The sequence below is a fragment of the Halomonas halocynthiae DSM 14573 genome, from assembly GCF_000425725.1.
Classification (GTDB): domain Bacteria; phylum Pseudomonadota; class Gammaproteobacteria; order Pseudomonadales; family Halomonadaceae; genus Halomonas; species Halomonas halocynthiae.
Map to the genome: position 1 here is coordinate 323,943 of NZ_AUDZ01000013.1, position 19,218 is coordinate 343,160.

General features: G+C 55.0%; 16 protein-coding genes and 1 pseudogene. 9 read left to right on the forward strand and 8 right to left on the reverse strand.

Annotated features, from left to right (window positions below):
• Positions 1-54 precede the first annotated feature (54 nt).
• From H616_RS0101555 to H616_RS13985, 4 genes are read left to right on the forward strand one after another with little or no spacing between them, the layout of a single operon-like run.
• Entirely contained in the window at positions 55-2,241 is a 2,187-nt protein-coding gene (locus tag H616_RS0101555) for a heavy metal translocating P-type ATPase (protein WP_027965783.1), read from the forward strand.
• Entirely contained in the window at positions 2,238-2,741 is a 504-nt protein-coding gene (lspA, locus tag H616_RS0101560) for a signal peptidase II (RefSeq protein ID WP_016916426.1), read from the forward strand. The genes H616_RS0101555 and lspA overlap by 4 nt, the downstream gene beginning before the upstream one ends.
• 4 nt (positions 2,742-2,745) lie before the next feature.
• Positions 2,746-4,278 carry an apolipoprotein N-acyltransferase gene (lnt, locus tag H616_RS0101565; protein WP_016916425.1) on the forward strand — a complete coding sequence of 511 codons (1,533 nt, stop codon included), beginning with the start codon at positions 2,746-2,748 and terminating at the stop codon, positions 4,276-4,278.
• 53 nt (positions 4,279-4,331) lie between these two features.
• The gene (locus H616_RS13985; protein ID WP_016916424.1) at positions 4,332-5,375 is read left to right on the forward strand and encodes a L,D-transpeptidase family protein; all 1,044 of its coding nucleotides are present in this window, start codon (positions 4,332-4,334) and stop codon (positions 5,373-5,375) included.
• Between the two features lie 126 nt (positions 5,376-5,501).
• On the opposite strand, the gene H616_RS0101575 is transcribed toward H616_RS13985, so the two are convergent.
• From H616_RS0101575 to H616_RS13990, 5 genes are all read right to left on the reverse strand, one after another.
• Complete coding sequence (locus H616_RS0101575; protein WP_016916423.1) at positions 5,502-6,407, reverse strand: hypothetical protein; 906 nt, start codon at positions 6,405-6,407, stop codon at positions 5,502-5,504.
• Positions 6,408-6,925: 518 nt separating this feature from the next.
• A complete protein-coding gene (locus H616_RS15790) occupies positions 6,926-8,014 on the reverse strand; it encodes a TniQ family protein (RefSeq protein WP_081139052.1) in 1,089 nt (362 codons plus the stop codon).
• Complete coding sequence (locus H616_RS0101585) at positions 8,014-8,898, reverse strand: TniB family NTP-binding protein (protein WP_022521282.1); 885 nt, start codon at positions 8,896-8,898, stop codon at positions 8,014-8,016. Before H616_RS0101585 ends, H616_RS15790 begins: the two co-directional genes overlap by 1 nt.
• Positions 8,895-10,823 carry a Mu transposase C-terminal domain-containing protein gene (locus tag H616_RS0101590; protein WP_016916422.1) on the reverse strand — a complete coding sequence of 643 codons (1,929 nt, stop codon included), beginning with the start codon at positions 10,821-10,823 and terminating at the stop codon, positions 8,895-8,897. The genes H616_RS0101585 and H616_RS0101590 overlap by 4 nt, the downstream gene beginning before the upstream one ends.
• On the reverse strand, positions 10,816-11,496 hold the full coding sequence (locus H616_RS13990; protein ID WP_022521280.1) for a heteromeric transposase endonuclease subunit TnsA: 681 nt from the start codon (positions 11,494-11,496) through the stop codon (positions 10,816-10,818). Before H616_RS13990 ends, H616_RS0101590 begins: the two co-directional genes overlap by 8 nt.
• A 141-nt stretch (positions 11,497-11,637) precedes the next feature.
• On the opposite strand from H616_RS13990, the pseudogene H616_RS13995 reads away from it, so the two are divergent.
• Together H616_RS13995 and H616_RS14000 are read left to right on the forward strand one after the other, a co-directional pair.
• Positions 11,638-12,300 (forward strand): annotated as a pseudogene (locus H616_RS13995) (ATP-binding protein); the annotation flags it as partial.
• Between the two features lie 59 nt (positions 12,301-12,359).
• Positions 12,360-13,952, forward strand: coding sequence for a serine hydrolase (locus H616_RS14000; RefSeq protein ID WP_084155629.1), 1,593 nt, complete (start codon positions 12,360-12,362; stop codon positions 13,950-13,952).
• A gap of 26 nt (positions 13,953-13,978) precedes the next feature.
• On the opposite strand, the gene H616_RS0101610 is transcribed toward H616_RS14000, so the two are convergent.
• Both H616_RS0101610 and H616_RS0101615 read right to left on the reverse strand, forming a co-directional pair.
• Positions 13,979-14,479, reverse strand: a complete 501-nt coding sequence (locus H616_RS0101610) for a hypothetical protein (protein ID WP_240470512.1) — start codon at positions 14,477-14,479, stop codon at positions 13,979-13,981.
• A complete protein-coding gene (locus H616_RS0101615) occupies positions 14,476-15,477 on the reverse strand; it encodes an alpha/beta hydrolase (RefSeq protein WP_027965786.1) in 1,002 nt (333 codons plus the stop codon). The genes H616_RS0101610 and H616_RS0101615 overlap by 4 nt, the downstream gene beginning before the upstream one ends.
• A 219-nt stretch (positions 15,478-15,696) precedes the next feature.
• Between H616_RS0101615 and H616_RS0101620 the strand changes: the two genes are divergently transcribed.
• Positions 15,697-17,883, forward strand: coding sequence for a malate synthase G (locus H616_RS0101620; RefSeq protein ID WP_027965787.1), 2,187 nt, complete (start codon positions 15,697-15,699; stop codon positions 17,881-17,883).
• A 159-nt stretch (positions 17,884-18,042) separates the two neighbouring features.
• Entirely contained in the window at positions 18,043-18,459 is a 417-nt protein-coding gene (locus H616_RS0101625) for a PaaI family thioesterase (RefSeq protein ID WP_027965788.1), read from the forward strand.
• On the opposite strand, the gene H616_RS0101630 is transcribed toward H616_RS0101625, so the two are convergent.
• Positions 18,432-18,827 carry a DUF423 domain-containing protein gene (locus H616_RS0101630; RefSeq protein ID WP_027965789.1) on the reverse strand — a complete coding sequence of 132 codons (396 nt, stop codon included), beginning with the start codon at positions 18,825-18,827 and terminating at the stop codon, positions 18,432-18,434. The genes H616_RS0101625 and H616_RS0101630 overlap by 28 nt on opposite strands.
• A 136-nt stretch (positions 18,828-18,963) precedes the next feature.
• On the opposite strand from H616_RS0101630, the gene thiS reads away from it, so the two are divergent.
• Positions 18,964-19,164 carry a sulfur carrier protein ThiS gene (gene thiS, locus H616_RS0101635; RefSeq protein WP_027965790.1) on the forward strand — a complete coding sequence of 67 codons (201 nt, stop codon included), beginning with the start codon at positions 18,964-18,966 and terminating at the stop codon, positions 19,162-19,164.
• Positions 19,165-19,218: the final 54 nt, after the last annotated feature.

Genomic DNA, 19,218 nt, shown 5'->3' on the forward strand with positions numbered 1-19,218 from the left:
AGTTGCTACAAGGTTTACACTTCAAAACCATAGCTCATTGGGAGAAGAGGCACCATGAAAACATCAACGCAGGCGACAGCGCCTACCGTCTTGACACTGCGTGTTGAAGGCATGGACTGCGGCGGTTGTGAGCGCAAGGTTGTGTCGGCGCTAGAGCGGCTGGACGGCATTGAGGAAGTCACGGCAAGCTCCGTCACAGGATCGGTGAAGATTCACCAGCGCGATCATGGAGGCCCCTCGCAACAGACCATTGAGGGCATCCTGAACGAACTAGGCTATCAAGTGACTTCCCCTGCTGGCCAAACACGCGCATCTGGTGCTTCATCCTCTTGGTGGCAAACCGCTAAAGGGCGCTTGGTCATTATCACGGGAAATCTGCTGATCGTAGCCTTCGCGCTTCGTTTAGCATGGCCTGCGCTGGGTAATGTGCCGTTCATTCTGGCCACGCTGGTCGGCTTAATGCCCATTGCGCAGAGTGCCTGGGGCGCCCTCAAAATGCGCAACCCCTTTACCATCGAGATGCTGATGTGCATCGCTGCGGTTGGCGCATTGGCCATCAATGCTGCTGCTGAAGCTGCGATGGTCGTGTTCTTGTTCGCCGTAGGTGAGCTACTCGAAGGGGTAGCTGCGTCACGGGCGCGCCGCAGTATCTCAGCCTTGGCAAACTTAACACCCTCAACGGCGAGGCTGATGGACAACGGCCATCTGCGTGATGTCTCGGCGGAGTCACTTAAACCCGGTCAGCGTGTGCTGGTGCGGCCCGGTGATCGCGTACCCTGCGATGGACGCATCCTGGTGGGCACCTCCGACATTGACGAGTCGCCGGTAAACGGCGAGTCCATACCTCGTTCGCGAGCGCCTGGTGATGACATTTTTGCTGGCACAGTGAATCTTGATGCCGCCCTGGAGGTGGAGGTAACACGAGGCGCTGATGACAATACGATCGCACGCGTTATTCGTCTGGTTGAAGAAGCACAGGCCGCCAAGGCACCGATAGCACGCTTTATTGATCGTTTTGCGTATTACTATATGCCCGCCGTCGTCTTACTCGCCCTACTGATGGCGATAGTGCCACCGCTGGTATCGACCATGGCATGGTCGGAGTCGATTTACCGTGCGTTAGCATTGCTGTTAATCGCATGCCCCTGCGCGTTAGTCATTTCCACCCCTGCCGCCATCGCCGCCGGTCTCTCGGCGGGAGCTCGGCGCGGACTACTGATCAAAGGGGGAGCCGTTCTTGAACAGTTAGGTAAGCTTCGCTTGGTGGCATTAGATAAAACGGGCACCCTCACTGCGGGTACCCCAAGAGTCACAGATGTGGAGTCTTGGATTGCTGAGGAAGACGATAACAGCGTATTGCGGCTCGCCGCCGCAATAGAGCGGGATTCCAGTCACCCTATCGCCACGGCTATCGTTGAGCATGCCCGACAGTCGGGCATCAACCTCCCCACCGTCACCGGCGGCCGCGCTCTGGCGGGGCGCGGTGTTTCCGGCCAGGTGGAGGGTCGCGAGCTGAGCTTAATGACGCCTCGTCACCTTCACGAGAAAGTCATCCTTGAGGAAAGTCTCAGTGCTCGGATTGTCGCGTTAGAAGAAGCCGGTAAGAGCCTCGCTCTCCTCGTCGAAGGCGAGCGTTTACTGGGCTTGATCGCGGTTCGCGATGAGCCACGCGAAGATGCCATGGAAGGCCTAGCGGCGCTATCCCGTTTAGGCGTACAGGCGGTCATGCTCAGCGGTGATAATGCCCGCACCGTCGCTGCCACGGGGGGTCGCTTAGGCATTGAAGCGTACGGCGAACTAATGCCTGAAGACAAGGCAGCGTATGTTCGAGACTGGCAAGCGGCAGGCCGTGGCCCCATCGGTAAAGTAGGCGATGGCATCAACGATGCACCGGCACTCGCGGCAGCAGATGTGGGTATCGCGATGGGGGGTGGCACGGATGTGGCGTTGGAAACCGCCGATGCAGCCTTGCTCAAGAACCGCGTTACCGGCATCGCTGAGCTGATAGACCTCTCTCGTGCCACGCTGCGCAATGTGAAAACCAACGTTGTTCTCGCCCTTGGCTTAAAAGCCATTTTCCTAGTTACAACGGCGCTGGGTATTACCGGCATGTGGATTGCGGTGATGGCCGATACCGGTGCTACCGTCCTGGTGACGTTGAACGCCATGCGACTGCTGGGTTACCGCTTTTCGCCCAGTACCGCAATGACAGGCCTGTCACAAGGAAAAACAACGTCATGAGAACAGCGCCAAACGATAGCCCTTCACGTCGCTGGCCATGGTTCACATTAGCTTGCGTGATGGCTCTAGCCGATCAACTGGTCAAGGAAATTGTGCATGCCCAGATGTCGTTTGGCCAAGTCATTCCGCTAACGCCGTTTTTTAACTGGGTTTATACCGGGAACACAGGAGCCGCTTTCAGCTTTCTCGCAGAAGCAGGGGGTTGGCAGCGCTACCTCTTTCTTGGTTTAGCGTTGGTGGTGGTCGTCGTATTGGTTGTGCAGCTATGCAAACCCCTGTCGCGCTTGGAGGCCTGTGCGTACAGCCTGATTCTTGGCGGCGCGCTCGGTAATACTGTTGATCGCTTAGCGCGAGGGTACGTCGTCGACTATCTGGACATTTACTGGGGCGAATGGCATTGGCCCGCCTTTAACATGGCCGATATCGCGCTATTTGCCGGTGTATTGATGTTCGCGGTGGCGTTATGGCGTGAAAGTCCTGCTTTTAAGCGCTCTGAGTAACGCTATGGATGTGGTCGATAAAGATAAAGAATATACGCTTTTTGCTGGGCGCTCCTCACCAATAGTCGATTGCGTTGTAGCGCTCGCCGCTGGGGTGCTGACCACCTTGAGTGCCGCCCCCTTTTCCCTATGGTGGCTTGGCCCAGTGAGCGTGGCACTGGTCTATTGGAGAATAGCGTCGCTAACGCCCGCCATGGCCACCCTGCGTGGGTGGTGCTATGGGGTAGGCCTGTTCGGTTCAGGCACGTCGTGGGTCTTCGTTGCTATTCACGATTTCAGTGGCACCGGGGCCTTGGTGGCGATGCTCCTCACCACTCTTTTTGTCAGCGTCCTGGCGCTCTTCTTTGCAGTCCCCTTTGGGCTCTATCGACGCATCACGGGGCCACGGTTCGCCTTTCTTAGCTTTGCCGGTATGTGGGTGGTGAGCGAATGGCTACGCACTTGGATGCTCACCGGCTTTCCCTGGTTATTGCTGGGCACCTCTCAGATTGATTCTCCACTAGCCCCATGGGCGCCCGTTGGTGGTGTGTACTTGCTGTCACTCATGACCGCGCTGACAGGTACGTTAGGGGTAGAGGTACTGCGTCGCCGCTGGAGTTTCCTTGTCCCAATGGCCGCCTTGTGGATCGTTCCATTCCTATTGCCCGCCCAATGGACAACCCCGGCTGGCAAGCCCATCCGGGTGGCATTGCTGCAAGGGAATCTTGACCAGCGCATTAAGTGGACTGCCCAAGGGCAGCGCGAAGCGATCAGTATCTACACGACGATGACACGGGAGCAAGCAAGGGATATCGATCTCATCGTTTGGCCTGAGGCAGCCCTTCCCATGCTTGAGCAGGAAGCACAGCAAATACTTGAGCAAGTAGCGTCCGACCTGGGGCCTGACACCGCCTTGTTGACCGGCATTTTGCAACGCGACAGTGAAGGGCGCTCTTATAACAGCGTCATAGGGCTAAATGATGTGCAGGGCGAATACCAGAAGGCGCACTTGGTGCCCTTTGGCGAGTATTTGCCATTCCAAAGTCTCCTCGCTGGCACCCTTGCTTTTTTCGACTTGCCAGTACCTCGCCTGACCCCAGGGTCAGGCGAACAGGCTCCGTTACACGTGGCTGGAGCCACCATTGGCAATGCCATTTGTTACGAAATCATTTTTGCCGACCATGTCGCCCAACAGGCGCGTAATGCCGAGCTGCTATTAACGGTTTCCAACGATACGTGGTTTGGGCGCTCCATTGGCCCACACCAACATCTTCAAATGGCGCGTCTACGTGCCTTAGAAAATGGTCGTCACCTACTTCGAGCTACCAGTAATGGCGTGACGGCCATCATCGATTCACAAGGTCACGTCACAGCCCGTGCCCCACAGTTTGAACAGGCCAGTTTAACGGGCGAGGTGACCCCGATGCAGGGCCTAACTCCTTTCACACGCACCGGTAGTGGCCCCGCTTGGATACTCGCTGCGGTGCTGACACTGCTCGGGTTACAACTGAACTTATCTCGATCAAAAAACGACGCATTAGATGAAAAAGGAACCTAGCGATGCTCTTGGCAAAGAACGCAGCAATACTTAAGAGATTCCTCCCATGGCCAATGCAGATCGGCTTCATCGTGAGTGTGATGGTTTCGTTTCTGGCATGGCTCCCTGTCGCCATGGCGGCACAACCTTCCACTGCCCAGGAGACGGAATGGCCCAAGGGGCATTACCCGCTACCTGAGGAAGGCAATATTATCGGAGAGGCTGACACCTTCATCGTGAAGAATTACGAGGATACTCTGATTGATATTGCCAGACGTCACAACCTTGGCTACCAGGAGATTGTACGTGCTAACCCAGAGGTCAGTATTTGGGTGCCCGGAGTGGGTACTGAAGTAACCATTCCAGGACGCTTCATCCTGCCGAATGTCGAGCGTACTGGGGTCGTCATCAATATCGCCGAGCTGCGGCTTTACTACTACCCAGATGTCAAAACCGGTGAGACACCGCGCGTTGAGACCTATCCTATCGGCATCGGTCGCGAAGGGTTTGATACACCCCTTGGTGTGACCGAGACTACCATGAACATTAAAAACCCCGCATGGTACCCGCCTGAGTCGGTAAAACGTGAAGCGGAAGCACGCGGCGAAACCGCACCAAGCGTTGTACCGCCCGGCCCCGATAACCCGCTAGGAGACCATGCCATCATCCTAGGCTTCGATGGCTATTTGATTCACGGCACCAACCAGCCCGATGGCATTGGCATGCGCGCAAGCCGAGGTTGTATCCGCATGTTACCCAAAGACATCGAATCTATATTTGACCGCATTCCACCCGGCACCCAAGTCAACATCATCAATCAGCCGATCAAGATAGGTTGGGAAGGCGGTCAGCCGCTGATTCAAGCCTTTCCGCCGCTTGGAGAAGAAGAGCACAGTATGACCGCACTCACAGAGACCATGACACGCCTTAACCAATACAATGTCGATAACGTAAACCTCGATTACGAGCAGCTCAGCGATGTCCTGTCACTCTCTAACGGGCTTATAACCCCACTACATCCAAAGCAGGAACAGGAGCCACAGCGCCACAGCCCAGAAGAGAAGGCTATCAAGGGCATTTATGAAGACCTGGTTTTGACGTCATCTCAACGGTCATGACACGCCTTTTGGCACCCCGTTGAGCCCTGGCATATAGGTAGAGAGCCATAGCCCCGTCCAAACGGCGGGGCGACATTCGCCTACAGAGTCGCGGGGCCCTCCAAGTGACTGCGCGCTATCAGTGTCTTAGCACTCAATATCCAGAGGCAGCCAGTAGGTAACGCCACCCACTACCACCTGTATCCCGTCTGTCGTCCGCTCTACGGTCTGTTGTCGAAGCATTTTCTGCGTTAATTTTGTGTCATGGAAATACTCCATGGCAGCAACGATCCATGCCTCCCTCCAGGCCTCTCCTTGATCAGCACACCGGGCCATCGTCATCAGGGTGCGGGCTAGTGTTTCTTTTCGCCGCTTTCTTGCCCGTTTTACATCCACCCGAGGAGCCAACGTGGTGGCATGTTGGCGATTTAAGAAATTAGTAAACCCCGTGACCGAGGCTGCTTGTCCGGGCACCGCATGCAAATAGTTGTCCACATCGCCCTGTTGAGGCAGTCGCTGCCCCTCCCGGTCAGTAGCGAGTAGCAATGCGGCTGCCGCTCTTAGTGCAAGTCGTGCGGAGGTGTGGGACGTTTTGCCCGCCTCTATACGGGTTTCCAATTGCAGCCAATAGGCTTGCAGCACTTGGTCTGATAGCGAAGCGAACGGCATAGAACTGAGACACGCTTGAATACGTCTTTTCTCTGAGTCGATCCGCTTTGCTTGGTGATCCGGCTCTACCCCTTGCTCTTCATGCAACCATCGCATGGGAAGCCTCACACGCCGCAAGCCCTCCGCCCCGAAGTGATGAAGTAGCTCCGAATAGCTCGGTATCCGTGACCATGCCTGGTCGAGCTCAAGGAAGAACGAGAAGAAATGATTGATCTTGAGGGCAGCCTTATGCGGCCCAGTGATACGAATCAGCCATTCACCAAATTCCCCAAAGGCCTCACTTAACGCTTTGGTAGTGATACCGGCTTGGCCAATGGTGATGCGTTTACGGCATGTTCGCGTCCAATAGCAGGGCTCACAGGCATCACCTCGACCCGCTGGCATGGGATTACCACACGATGGGCAGGCAATTTCCCCTTGCTCATTACAGGCTTTGCACAACGCATCCCCGTTGGGTGCCACCACCAATAAACGATGTCGACGACATGCAGAACAGGTACCGTGGTCTGCTGTCGAACAGCGTGGACATAAGCGATGATCATGCCCCATACGCGCCACTCGGGTAAGACGTTGAGATGCTTTCCCACACGCCTCGCAGGGCTCTGGTTCTTTGAAATAGGGAGCGCAGGCGATACAGACAGGGCCGTAGGGAGTGACCTTGCCGATGTTGTAGTCTGAACTGGCTTTTCCACATCGTGCACACGGTTTGTCAACGTTGCACTGACGACAGACGGCGTCTGGGTCATTCTTAGGCAGACGGGCTAACTCACCACATCGTGGGCACATCCGCCGCTTAAACACACGAGCATAGCAAGTTGAACAGTAGCCGTGCCCTTTATGGCGTCGCCACAATTTGGAGACTTCTCGGCCACACTCATCGCAGTCGACCGTTTGGTGTTGATTCAAGAGGTTGGCTCCGCTTTCATTCTGCGTTTTAAACGCGCCCATGAGGCTCTAACAGCGCGTTCCGACATGGGGCGACAAGCCGGGGGAACACGGCGGCGATGCGGCCCATGAGGGTGGTGAGATAACCGTGATAGCAGCGGCAACAACACAACGGGGGGCGACCTTCGGGGATCATGAAGCGCGCTCGTTTTGACATTGCACGCGACCAGAACGCTGAACGTTTCTTCAAGGCCCATACTGAGCAAGCGTTCCAACGCTACCAATAAGGCACTACGCTCGCTGACAGCCAGCAGCTCAAACGCCAGGCCAGACACAGGCATTCGGCAATCCGTAACCGAAATGCCCAATGAAAGAAGCGCATCGGCCAGGGGTGACACAGGCCGCCGACTTGCACGCCGTATAACGCCAATAAAAAAGGCCACCATAGAAAACCAATCGGCGGGTGCGATAGAGGCCTGCCTAAACGTCACCTTATCCTGTTCTAACACACGATCAGCCATCACTTGAACACTGAACGCTTCAGGTAAAGGCGACGTGCATACCGCCTTTCTAAAATCGTTATGACACCGGCTGCATTGAGCTAAATGTTGATCTTCCGCTGTCAGGCGATGGGGCTCTATAGGGGCCTTGCATGCTGGGCACTCATCTACCAGCTGCACCCCATGAAAGCGGCACCCAGTGTGCCAAGCGAATCGCCAGTGCCGGCGCAAGTAGGGGGTTGAGTCCTCTGCCAAGCACAACGTGCATACCTGTTGTCCTCCATGGCGGGTTCGATTTCGGCTGCCGAGTGCCAACAACCAGGGCCAAGTCCGGGTTTCCGGTAACGAGTAACCGACCACTTTCTCACAATCGTCCCGCATCCCCGCTTTCTGAAACTTAGCGGAAGATATCCCCGAGGCATTCACTAATGGGCGCATTCTTGCGAGGGGTATTTCCCTATCAATGTCCCTCGTCCATATACGCCATGTTGGCCAAATAGCCCCGGTGAGCGACAAAGGATCACACCCCTGTCGCAACGCCGCCCGAACGAGCCATGATGAAAGGGACTCCTCAGGCAGCAGGGGCACACTCAGCGCCCAGGTCATTACAGCATCACTTCCCTAATGCCACGGGTGGGCCGCACCCATGATTTACTCTGAATAATTTTCTCATCGATGCACTCAGCTCCAGACAAAATAGCGGCATTTGCACACTCAATCAGCAGCCGGTGCAGGTCACCCAAATTACCGCCAGAAATCGCGTGGAGCTGGGTCGCCAATTGGGGCTCATGCAGTTGGGAAGGATGTTTGAGAGGTAATATCTTCTCAAAGCCAGCGAGCAGCTTCTGAAACTCCTGATTGAGCTCCCACTTTGGTAACGCGACCACATCAAAGCGACTCGCATGCTGTGGGTCTGAATGCAGCACACGCACAGCATCTTGCGTCCCCACACCAACGATGGGAATCATTAGCTCATTGCATAAAAGCTTAATGGCATTCATCGTTTCGCGCTGCTTAACAGCACCACCGGTTAACAGAGAGTGAAACTCATCGATGATCAGTAAGCGCGTATGGCAAGCACGCAGTTGATGAATCACCTGGTAGCGCAGCTTGGGAACAGGATCTGTAGGCCGGTAGGGAGCCCAGAAACTCTCTAGCACTGCGATATACAGACTTTTCTCATCGGCACTCGGGGGAGCCTGAGTGACAACAACAGGCTTCACGGGCTCTACGTCTTCATTCACGTAGCCTTCACCGTACTGCTTACGAAACCGTTGAACGATGGTTGTCTTTCCGTTGTTGGAGTCACCCACGAGCAAGAGGTTAGGCATACGAGGACGACTGGGCTTCTCCATCAACCCACGCATGACCTCAATGACACGATTGGCCAATGGATAGCCCAACCAGCGCGGTTGATCCATAAACTCCATTCGCTCTTTAGCGGACAGCCCCAAGACGTGACGAAGATCAGGATGAAGGTGTGTGCTCATGCTATGTCCCAGTTCACATCGATATCACCCGTTAAAAGACCGTCCCCTTGAGCGGGTGTCTCTTTAGGGGCCGCAGTTGAGGGCGCATGTAAAAGGGGATCTGCAGGCGTCACCTTCTTCTCATGCTCTTTACGTCGTTGTGCCTGACGGCGACTTCGCTTAGTACGTGCTTGCGACTCCTCCACATGGGTTCGCAGCTCACTAATAGCGCGTAGAATTTCAGTCTCATTGACCGAGTTTCTTCCTTCCTGCCGAAGGCGCGCTTTAGCTTGGGCATACTCCCAAACACTCATCGAGGGGAGGGCAAGATTGGCAAAGGGCACGCGAAAATAGTGCCCGAGCTCCGGGTCTTTGAACCAAATGACACTAATGTCGCGAGGGTCGCGCCGGAAAACAAAGGTGCGTTTCTTGTCTGGCATGTCTGGATCTTTGGCATTGATCCAAGGTCTTAGCGCTTCATCGTAATAGTTTATGCCATCGATGGTCACACCAAAGGTCTGGATCGTACGCTGAAAGCTGGGCAAAAAATCGAGCAATACAGAGAGCCTGTCAGCAGGCCTCGGCGCTAATCCCACTCCCTGCACATCCGCATTGCCAAACACACCAATTTCCCACTTTTTCATCGGCGACATACCAATCCCAGAATGAAGGCGCTGGTGGTAAACCTTGCAAATCAACGTCACCAGCCACTCTTCAAACTCGCTTTTCGTCATGGCCGCGTGCTTCTCTGGATCGTATCCCTCTTTCTCTTTAATGGAGGAGAAGGTCGTCCCAGGCAGGTTATGGATTTCCTTTAGAAGAGAGCCCAGTACCCGCTCAATGTGGCCACCATAACGAGGCTGCTTAACAGGCCGAAACTCAAGGTTGACCCCATAGGCTAGGCATGAGCGCCGAAACGTCTCAGAGCGAAAATCTGGGCCGTTATCGACATGAATCGTGGCGGGTGTGCCCCATACCGGCCACTCAGCCTCCACATTATGCAGTAGCAACCACTCATCTTTAGGAAGCATGGAGTGCGCCACACACATGCCGACAGATGTTTCAGAGGGCGGGTCAAACGACAAGTAATACCCCGTGACCATGCGAGTAAACACGTCCATGGCCAACGTAATCCATGGGCGACCAATCGGCTTGCGATACACGTCATCGACCAAAATAATATCGGCAGGCGTGTGGTCAATCTGCATAACGGCTAACGGATAGTCCGCATTGGGAAATTTTCCGGCAGCCGGCTGGAACTTGTTAATGGCTTTGTCTCTAAAACCATGGCCACGCAACCGGTCACGCTCTGGGATATCACGCAGACGAGCACGAACGGTACCAGGGCTCGGCGGGTCGATGCGCCGTTCATGGCAGCGCCGCATGACTTCCTGTACCGCTTTTTGTGCGGACGGACGCTGCAGCGTCAAATACACCTCTTTGATGACTTCCTGAATCACTGCCTCGGCATGCGCGGGAATACGCGACTTTCCCTTCTTCCACCCTGGCTTTTGAGGAATCAATGCGAGCACCGAGCCCGTCGCTTTATACCGCTTCAACCAACGGTAGATCGTAGCCGTATCAACCCCCGTTTGTTTCGCACGCTCCTCCGCTGCATCCCGCCCCACCGTATGGCGATCCACCAAGGGCTTAATGATGGAAAAGCGATGCTCGGCCTCCCGCCAATCGGCATCCCCAATCTCGGACATATCCTGCTCAGGGGATACGGACCCGCTATTGAGAGGCGCTAGTTCTTTGATGCGAAGCGGGCAACTACGCCCGGACTCAACGGCAATGCCAATGACTGTCTCAAAATCGAGCACCTGGGAAATTCGGTAAACGGTGCCATCTTTCTGAACCTGCTCACCCACCATAATCTGCAAGTGTTGGCGTGTTTGGGCGACGCCGTTATTGGGTTCAGTTGCGCTGCCACGATGGTTATTCATAATCGGGTACCCATACCTCCGATAGAGGACTGAAGGATTGGGCCATATCGCAATCTAACTGCCGAGTCGCCAGTAGATGCCATAAATGCGCAATCCCCTCTGCCCGGTAAATATCGCCCATAAAGTGCCGAGAAAGCAGGTAATCCAAGGTCGCCACCCCCATTTCCCTCACCGTGTTGAGGACTGCCTGGCTTTCGACAGAGGGAAACACCATCCGCTTGTAGCGCGCTAGGAAGGTAATGTTGTCCAAGGTCTTATCACGAATGCGGCTTTCATCATGAATGCGAAACGCCCAGCCCTCATTGTTGGCATGCCGTATCGCCGCCTTCCATTTAGGCGACCATTCACGCCAATGTGCTTGCCACTTTTCCCGTGGTTTGACCTCCACCAGGAGAGGTTTTGGGTAATCCCTGTAATGACGGTTACCGAGACGGTAATAAACCAAATAGTCAGGTGTGTAGGTGTAGCGCCTACCGGTCACGGGATGATGAAACGGGATCTCGCACGGCTGGGATATCACACCAAGGACGCTCACATCAAAGTCAGCCTTGATGAGGAAATCACGTTCGAGCGTCGACTCGAACGCAATAGACTCCTCCCCGCGAAAGGCATAGTAGCCAGACACACTTCGTCGGGTAGGGCCGATTTTACGAACGGATGTAGGCAGTGGCATGGGCAGTCGCACCAAATGTTGAATAAAACAAGACCTGTCGCATCAATTGCTATTAATTCTGTCGCACTCAATCCTGTACAGACTACCATAATAGCCCGATATTACGCCCTGAGGGTCGCACTAATTGCTGAAAATGACAGTGGTTCGCGCCCTCGGCCAGGGGAGATTTCTCTGGCCCATCATGGTGTGTTGTTTCTTGATGAGCTGCCTGAGTATCCGCGTCAGGTGCTAGAGGTGATGCGAGAGCCTATGGAATCTGGAGAAATTTATATTGCTCGAGCCAATCATCAGCGCTGTTATCCAGCGCGTTTTCAGCTAGTGGCGGCAATGAACCCTTGCCCCTGTGGGCATTTAGGCGATTCGCGTCAGCAGTGCCACTGCACCGCCAATCAGATACAGCGCTATCAGGCACGGCTGTCAGGGCCGTTGTTGGATCGTATCGACCTGCAAGTAGAGGTGCCGGCACTACCACCAGAGCAGTTGACCGCTCAAACTCGCGGTGAATCATCTGACGATGTGCGTGAGCGGGTACTGGCGGCAAGGCAGCGCCAGCTTGAGCGAGGTGCGTTAAATGCTTTGTTGAGTGGCCGTGATTTGGAAGACGTGTGTGCGTTAGAAAGCGCCGACCGGGCTTGGTTAGCTGCTGCGCTAGAGCGGCTGAAACTTTCGGCTCGCGCGTACCATCGTGTTTTGCGGGTGGCGTTAACGCTGGCAGACCTCGCCGGTGAGTCACGGCCTGCCCGTGAGCAGTTGATGGAGGCAATTGGCTATCGCCAGCTTGACCGCCAGCTACAAGGGGGGTAATACAATGTAACTAAAATGTAGCGTGTGCGTTGATGTCGAGTCACGGTGGGGACCGTATTATGAAAAGTGTTATTGCACGAAAACGCGTGGCTTACTGGTCTAGAACGACGAAAAGAGGCGTGTTGGCGCTGGTTCTGGCACTCGGCGTTGGCGCGACTGGAGCATGGGCGCAAGTGGTTGAGTCGCCGATTACTGCCGCCCAGGTTAAGGATGCGGTTGATCAGCTTGACGGCTTAGTCGAAACGGCCATGACAGAAACAGGTGTTCCTGGCTTGGCGGTGGCTGTTGTATACCAAGGTAAAATACTTTTTGCCAAAGGGTATGGGGTACGTGAAGCAGGCAAGCCTGAGCGGATAGACGCTGATACCGTGTTCCAGATTGCCTCTCTGTCGAAGCCTGTTTCGGCCAGTGTGGTCGCTCATCAGGTGGGTTCAGGCGTCGTCAGTTGGGATGATTCGGTTCAGCAGTATTTGCCTTGGTTCCAACTGCAGGATTCTTGGGTCAGTGAACATGTCAGCATCGGTGATTTCTTTGCTCACCGCTCAGGCCTGCCTGATCATGCCGGAGACGACTTAGAAGACATCGGGTATGGTCGGCAATACATCCTGGAACACTTAAAACATCTGCCTCTTGGTGCCTTTCGCAACACCTATGCCTATACCAATTTTGGGTTGACGGCTGGTGCTGAAGCCGTGGCAACCGCCTCGGGAGTGGACTGGGCGAGTCTGGCGGAAAACACACTTTATGCGCCGCTTGGTATGGCCTCCACAAGCTCTCGGTTCGACGACTTTATGGCACAGGATAATCGCGCCGTGAGCCATACCATTGTTGGGGGAATGTTCGAGCCAATAGCTCAGCGTATGCCAGACCCTCAGTCGCCAGCGGGTGGGGTCAGTACATCGGTTGCTGATTTTTCGCGTTGGATGATCATGTTGCTGTCGCAAGGTCGCTATGACGGCAAGGTGATTATTGAAGAAGAGGCTCTGACGCCAGCGCTTACGCCTCAGGTGATTTCACGCCATCCTGCAACGCCGGTGGAGAGTGCCAGCTTCTACGGCTTCGGAACCAATGTGGCGACTCAAGCCTCCGGGCGCACCATGCTGAGTCACTCTGGAGCTTTTACCTTGGGTGTTGGCACCAACTACATGATGCTGCCGTCAGAGGAGCTGGGCATTGCCGTGTTTACCAATGCGGCTCCGGTGGGCGCTGCTGAGTCTATAACGGCTCAATTTATGGATCTGGTTCAATATGGCGAAGTGCAACGGGAATGGCTTGCGGGGTATCAACAGTTATTTGCCCAAATGACGTCGCCCCTTGGTGAACTTTTGGGGCAGCAGCGCCCGAAGAATTCTGAGCCGAGCGTTGATCTTGAGTTGTTGGAGGGGGAGTACGACAACGCTTATTTCGGCCCTGCGAAAATACAGCAAAATGACGCCACGCTGGTCCTGACACTTGGCCCAAATGAACAGACATTTGAGGTGCAGCACTGGGCGGGTGACGTTTTCTATTTCCCCGTATTCACGGAAAACATGCCATCAGGTTCGGTATCTTCGCTGACCTTCGATGTTTCAGGTGATGGTGTGGTGCGGTCGATGACGGTGGAGTTTCTCAATGAATACGGCTTGGCGGTATTTAACCGGCAGGGCCGTTAGGTATCGATTTTCTGGTCGAGCATGGCTTAGCGTGCGTTGGCGTCTAAGGCGCCATCTAGGCTGGTCTGCCATAGCGCAGCCTGGCTGCCGGGGCGACGTAGCGTGAGAGTTAGTGTGTATGGCAACACTACTCGGCCAGAGGCAGATAGCGGCAACGAGGTGAGTTCTAGCCGGCTGTCCAGCCACCATAGGTTATCGTTGGTGTTTTCTGGCAGCTCCTTAGCCCAGTCAAGAATCTGAGGGGCTTGGTCAGCATTGAGCAGTCCGCGTGCGAGGCCTTCCAGTAGCTGCTGTGGGGTAATGCCAAGTTGGCTGTCAATTTCTGGTGTGGCCAGTAACAGCACTTGATCGTACTGGGGCTTTGGTAGCTGTGGTGCCTTTAGCACGGCATTGGCTCCGCGCTCACCCAGAGTAAGCAATGTTTGTCGAACTGTCTGGGGGCGGTCAGGAGAGCTGGCGCAGGCGCTCAGCAGAGCCATCAGCAGGATCGGCACGAGTAGTGGAATCAACCGTTGTCGCCGCATCATAGCGTTGGCCCTTTGTGTGGTTCTGGCTCGGATGGCTCGGGTACGTCGTCGCTCGCCTCATCCGGGACTAGGCTATCAATGAAGCGCCCCAACGTGTCCAACAGGTCTTGACGTATGATTTCGGTTTCGTTGACCAAGTGATGACGGGCTACCGGCTGACGGTAGACCTGAGCGCGCGGAAATTTTTCCGTCAGTATTTTCAGGTTCCACTGCCAATCTACCGTTCGGTCCTGCTCTCCTTGCAGGATCAAGGCGGGTATCTGGCTGGCCGGTAATGCCAGTAACTGAGGAATCCAGCGGCGCATGGCGCTGATCCATTCGACTGGGAGCCGGTTTGGCTGTAGCGGGTCGTGTTCGCGCAGGAAGCTGGAAAACTCGGCATCGTTGGAGTTGTTATTGAAGCGGCGCGGAATGCTTCTTAAAAAAGGGCTGACTAGTGAGTGCACTAGGCTGGTTTGTGGCCAGCCTCGGGGGCGAACCAGAGGTGCCAGTAGTGCTATCCCAGCCCAGTGGTCTTCGCCGCCGTGACGCAAGGCATCAGTGGCCAAAATGCTAGCCCCAGTACTTTGCCCTACGCCAAACCATGGACGAGGTGCAAGGCCACGCGCCATCAATTGTTGTTGAAGGCTGCGTAAGCACTCGCCGTATTCGTCAAAGTCAGCAATGGTTGCGCGCTCGCCACTAGACAAACCGTGCCCTGGTAAGTCCCACAACACGACGCGCCAGCCATGAGCTAATAGGCGTTCAATCAGATGGCGGTATAGCCCAAGGTGATCGTAATAGCCGTGGACGACGAAGGCGGTGCCCATTGGTGTAGGGGGACTCCAGATTTGTGTCCAGAGGCGATACCCCTTAGCGTCCAGGTAGCCGACTTCCAGTCCGGCACGCTCCGTTAGTAGAGGTGCCATACCGTAATGCTCAAGATAACGGCGTAATATGAGGCTCTGCTCTGCAGGGGCGAGAGGGCCGTGTGCTAGCAAGGGGCTGAAGTCGAGCATTGTTTTCTCCATCATTTTGCCATGCTAGCGTCATGCGGCAGTCGGTGAAAGATTGTGTCTTAAATAGTCTTTTGGTCGATAGTTGCCAAGGGTTGGGATGGCTCACTTTACAACTGAAAAATTTTTCCACAATATTAAGTAATAACGTGATTTTGTCCACATATCCGGCATTTGCCCATGGCCTGAAGCAGGGCGGGTTCTTACTAGGAGGTTGCTCTCATGACCCAACGCATCACCCGTCACCGGCTGCAAGTTGCAGCTGAACTTGACCGTTTCATCAATGAGCAGGCGTTGCCGGGCACGGGCATTACCCCTGATGATTTCTGGCAGGGTGCGGACGCTATTTTCCATGAATTGACGCCGCGCAACCAGCAGTTACTGGCTGAGCGTGATCGCCTGCAGGCTGAGTTGGACACCTGGCACAGCCAGAACCCTGGGCCGGTACGCGACCTTGCCGCTTACCGCAGCTTTCTGGAAAAAATCGGTTATTTGGTTGAGCCGCCGCACGACGTGCAGGTGACTACAAGCAATGTGGACCGTGAAATTTCAAGTCAGGCAGGGCCTCAGCTGGTGGTGCCGGTCAACAACGCTCGTTATGCGTTGAATGCAGCCAACGCCCGCTGGGGAAGTCTTTACGATGCGCTCTATGGTACGGATGTCATCGCAGAAGAGGGGGGTGCCGAGAAGGGGGCCAGCTTCAACCCCAAGCGGGCTGAAAAAGTGGTGACGTATGCGCGACGTGTGCTCAACCGTGCGGTGCCGCTGGCAATTGGCTCCCACAGTGAGGCGACGCGTTATGTCATACGCGATGGCCGCTTGGTCGTGTCGCTTGAAAACGGTCGTGAAACAGGCCTCAAAGAGCCGGGTAAGCTGATTGGTTATCAAGGCAGCCCCAGTGCGCCGTCGGCAATTCTGTTTTCTAACAATGGATTGCACCTTGAAATTCAGATAGATGCTGATCACTTTATTGGCAAGACTGACCCAGCCAATGTGAAAGATGTTGTGGTCGAGGCGGCTGTTAGCACCATCATGGATTGTGAGGACTCCGTGGCGGCTGTCGACGCCGAGGATAAAGTGGCGGTTTACGCCAATTGGCTGGGGTTGATGAAAGGTGACCTCAGTGAAGCAATTACCAAAGGCGGCAAGAGCTACACACGTGCTCTGAATCCTGACCGCCAGTGGAACAATCCGCGCGGTGAGCCTCTGACGCTGCAAGGCCGTTCGCTGATGTTTGTGCGTAACGTGGGCCATTTGATGACCACACCTGCGATTCTTGACGAGCAGGGTAATGAGCTGCCTGAAGGCATTCTCGATGGCATCGTAACCAGCTTGATTGCTTTGCACGACCTCAACAAGGCAGAAGGTGAGCCGCGCAACTCGCGCACGGGTTCAGTCTATATTGTTAAGCCCAAGATGCATGGCCCTGATGAGGTGGCCTTTGCCAGTGAGCTGTTCTCGCGTATTGAAGACCTGCTGGGCATGGCTCGCGATACCTTGAAAATGGGCATTATGGATGAGGAGCGTCGCACCTCGATCAACCTTAAGGCCTGTATAGCCCAAGCGAGCTCACGCGTGGCGTTCATCAATACTGGCTTCCTTGATCGTACCGGCGATGAAATGCATACCGCCATGAACGCTGGGCCGATGATCCGTAAGGGCGATATGAAGAGCGCTCCTTGGATCAGCGCTTACGAGCGCAGCAACGTGCTGGTAGGTTTGGCCTGTGGTCTGCGCGGCCACGCGCAGATTGGCAAGGGCATGTGGGCCATGCCTGATTTGATGGCGGCCATGGTTGAAGAAAAAGTGGGCCATCCCAAAGCGGGTGCCAACACCGCTTGGGTACCGTCGCCTACGGCAGCAACGCTGCATGCCTTGCACTATCACCAGGTCAGCGTAGAAGATGTGCAGCGTGAGCTAGAATCAGAGGATGAGGCACAGCTGCGTGATGAGCTACTCGACGAGCTTCTTACCGTGCCAGTGGCAGAGTCGGCCGACTGGACCAGTGAGGAGCGCCAGCAGGAGATGGACAACAATTGCCAAGGCATTCTTGGTTACGTTGTTCGCTGGGTAGAGCAGGGTGTTGGTGTGTCCAAAGTGCCGGATATTCATGATGTGGGCTTGATGGAAGATCGTGCCACGCTGAGGATCTCAAGCCAGCATTTGGCCAACTGGTTGTTGCACGGTGTAATAGACGAAGCGCAGGTGCGTGAAACGTTAGAACGCATGGCAAAAGTGGTTGATAAACAGAATGATGGCGACCCGGCGTATACGCCGATGAGTGACAACCTTGATGCGTCTGATGCTTTCAAGGCCGCCTCTGATCTGATCTTTAAAGGCCGTGTTCAGCCATCGGGCTACACTGAGCCGCTGCTTCATCATTGGCGTGAAGTTCACAAGGCCAGCTAACGGTAACAGCCTGTAGAGATATCGCCCTCGTTGATCATTTCACGGGGGCGATGTTTTTGTGATCAGGGTCGGCTACTGTGTGCGGTAAGTTGACCAAGGTGCATCGATAGAGTTGAGAGTTTAGGTTTTTACTAACATCAGCCGTGTAGGGAGCGACACATGACGATGATGACGGCCTCTGCCATTGAAGACTTCTTAGATGAGGTGTTCCCTCAGCGTTCTGGCACAATCGAGGCCGTGAGTGATATGCGCGCCACCATGAGTTTGGCAGTGGAGGATGAGCATTTGCGCCCCGGTGCCAGCGTGTCAGGCCCGACGTTGATGGGGCTGGCGGATGTGTGCCTATACGTGGCTATTTTGGCGCAAATTGGGCCTGAGCCCATGGCAGTGACCAGCGACCTGCACTGCCGTTTTTTGCGGCGGCCACGTAGTGACCGAGACTTAATTGCCAACGCCCATATTCTCAAGCTGGGCCGCCGCTTAGCGGTGGGTGAAGTGCTGCTATTTTCCAGCGGCGAAAAAGAACCGGTTGCCGTAGTGACCGCGACCTATGTCCTGCCAGATAATGATGACTGAGTGCGCATGACGCACCAGGCGAGTGCTAGCCAGCCTGCAATCATGAATACGCCACCAAACGGCGTGATGATGCCCAAACGGCTAACGCCACTCAGTGCTAAGGCATATAGCGAGCCTGAAAACAGCAATATGCCAAGCATCCATAGCCCTAATACTCGGTGTTGCCCAGCTAACGGGCAGGCTGATCGCCATGCCAGCACGCCAAGCATGGCCAGGGTGTGCCAGGCCTGATAGCGCACGCCGGTTTCAAACGTTTGCAGCAGCTTGGGTGATAAAAGACCCGACAACCCGTGGGCCGCGAAAGCGCCAGCGGCTACAAGTATGGCGCCAGACAGAGCGGTTGCTAGCCACCAGTTGCGATCCTGCATGCGTGACTCCTTTGCAAATGTGTTGAAGCTAATATGTTGAATCAGTTTGTTTAGATTGCCCGCTAACGTACCCCGCATGACGTCAAGAGGCTACAATACGCCCCCTGTCCTTTTTTACCTGACCCAAGAGGATGCTATGCAAATACAGCTTAATGGCGAAGCGCATCGCGTCGAAAAGGAAGTCACCGTTGCCGAACTGGTTGAAGCACTGGGTTTGGCCGAGCGACGTATCGCGGTGGAAGTCAATGAACATATTGTTCCTAAAAGTTCCCATCTGGCCATGAGACTGGTAGAAGGTGATCGGATCGAGATTGTTCATGCCATTGGCGGTGGCTGACACGCGGGTTGCCCTGAAAAACAATGACTGCTTTCACTGCCAACATTACAAGGA